At 64.6% G+C, this 1,930-nt stretch carries 1 protein-coding gene; it reads left to right on the plus strand.

What is annotated here, in order from left to right; all coding sequences use genetic code 11:
• On the plus strand, nt 1–1,930 hold a 1,930-nt coding region (locus tag J4E53_RS30475), incomplete at both ends, for a condensation domain-containing protein (protein ID WP_259333263.1).

Raw genomic sequence — 1,930 nt, forward strand, 5'->3', positions numbered from 1 at the left:
AGCCGATGAAACCGGCGAGAAGCGCCTGGTGGCCTATGTCATTGCCCAACCGCAAGTCACGCTGAGCGTGGCCGGGTTGCGCGAGCAATTGTCCTCGACCTTGTCCGAGTACATGGTGCCTGCGGCGTTCGTGATGTTGTCGGCGTTCCCGTTGACGCTCAACGGCAAGGTGGACCGCAAGGCGCTGCCGGCGCCGGACGCCGAGGCTTACGCGAGCCAGGCCTACGCGGCGCCCCAGGGCGAGATCGAACAGCTCTTGGCCGGTATGTGGGCCGAGTTGTTGAAAGTGGAACGGGTCGGGCGCCACGACAATTTCTTCGAACTGGGCGGGCATTCGTTGCTGGCGATGAGGCTGATCGAGCGTATGCGCCAGGTCGAGCTGTCGGTGGATGTGCGTGTGCTGTTCAGCCAGCCAACGCTGCAGGCGCTGGCCGCTGCGGTGGGCGGGCACCGCGAAGTGGTGGTGCCGGCCTGCGCCATCGTCGAGGGCTGTGAGCGCATCACGCCGGCCATGTTGCCGCTGGCTGCATTGAGCCAGGAGGCCATCGATCGGATCGTGGCGAGCGTGCCGGGAGGGGCGCGCAACGTGCAAGAGATCTATCCGCTGGCGCCGTTGCAGGAAGGCATCCTGTATCACCATTTGACGGCGAAAATGGGTGATCCGTACGTGCTGCAGACGCTGTTCGGGTTTGACAGCCGGGCCCGCCTGGATGACTTTGCCCAGGCATTGCAGGGGGTGGTCGACCGGCACGACATTCTCAGGACCTCGATGGTCTGGGAAAACCTCGACGAACCGATGCAGGTGGTGTGGCGGCAGGCTCGGCTCAGCGTTGACGAGTTGGACGCGGACTCGGGGACCGGCGATGCCGTTGCCCGGCTGTATGAGCGCTTCGATGCCCGGCATTACCGGTTGGACGTGCGTCAGGCCCCGATGCTGCGCCTGGCCATTGCCGAGGATGTCGCCAACCAGCGTTGGGTCGCCATGCTGCTGTTCCACCACATGGTCCTGGACCATACCGGCCTGGAAGTGCTGGAGCGTGAAATGCAGGCCCAGTTGCTGGGCAAGGTGCATGAACTGGGCGAATCGGTGCCTTATCGCAACTATGTGGCCCAGGCGCGCCTGGGTGTCGATCAACAGGCACATGAAGCGTTTTTCCGCGAGATGCTTGGCGACATCGACGAGCCAACGCTGCCATTCGGCCTGCGGGACGTGCAAGGCGATGGCAATGGCGTGGAAGAGGTGAAGCTGGCCGTGGAGACGGGCCTGTGCCGTCGTCTTCGCGCCCAGGCCCGCCAGTTGGGCATCAGCGCGGCCAGCCTGATGCACTTGGCCTGGGCGCAAGTCCTGGGCCGTGTCAGCGGTCGCGACGACGTGGTCTTCGGCACCGTGCTGTTGGGGCGCATGCAGGCCGGCGATGGGGCTGATCGGGCGCTGGGCATGTTCATCAACACCCTGCCATTGCGGGTGAGCCTGGCTGGACAAAGTGTATACGCAGCGGTGAAGGCGACCCACAAGCGACTCACCGGCCTGCTGGGCCATGAGCATGCTCCGTTGGCACTGGCCCAGCGTTGCAGTGGCGTGGTTGCGCCAACGCCGTTGTTCAGTTCGATGCTCAACTATCGTCATTGCGGGGTCGAGGTGACCGCGCAGGCGCTGACGGCGTGGCAAGGCATCGAGTCGATTGGCGGTGAAGAACGTACCAATTACCCCGTGACGCTGGCCGTGGATGATGAAGGCGAGGGCTTCAGCCTGGTGGTGCAGGCGCTGGTCGGGACCTGTGCGCGGCGTATCGGCGAATACGTGCAGACCACACTCGAAAGCCTGGTCACCGCTCTTGAGCAGGCTCCGGATACGCCATTGCAGGCCCTCGCGAGCCTGCCGGCGGCCGAACGCCAGCACCTGTTGGAAACGCTCAATGCCACTGCGGTC

Source organism: Pseudomonas sp. FW305-28 (assembly GCF_017351395.1).
GTDB classification, from domain to species: Bacteria; Pseudomonadota; Gammaproteobacteria; order Pseudomonadales; family Pseudomonadaceae; genus Aquipseudomonas; species Aquipseudomonas fluorescens_AA.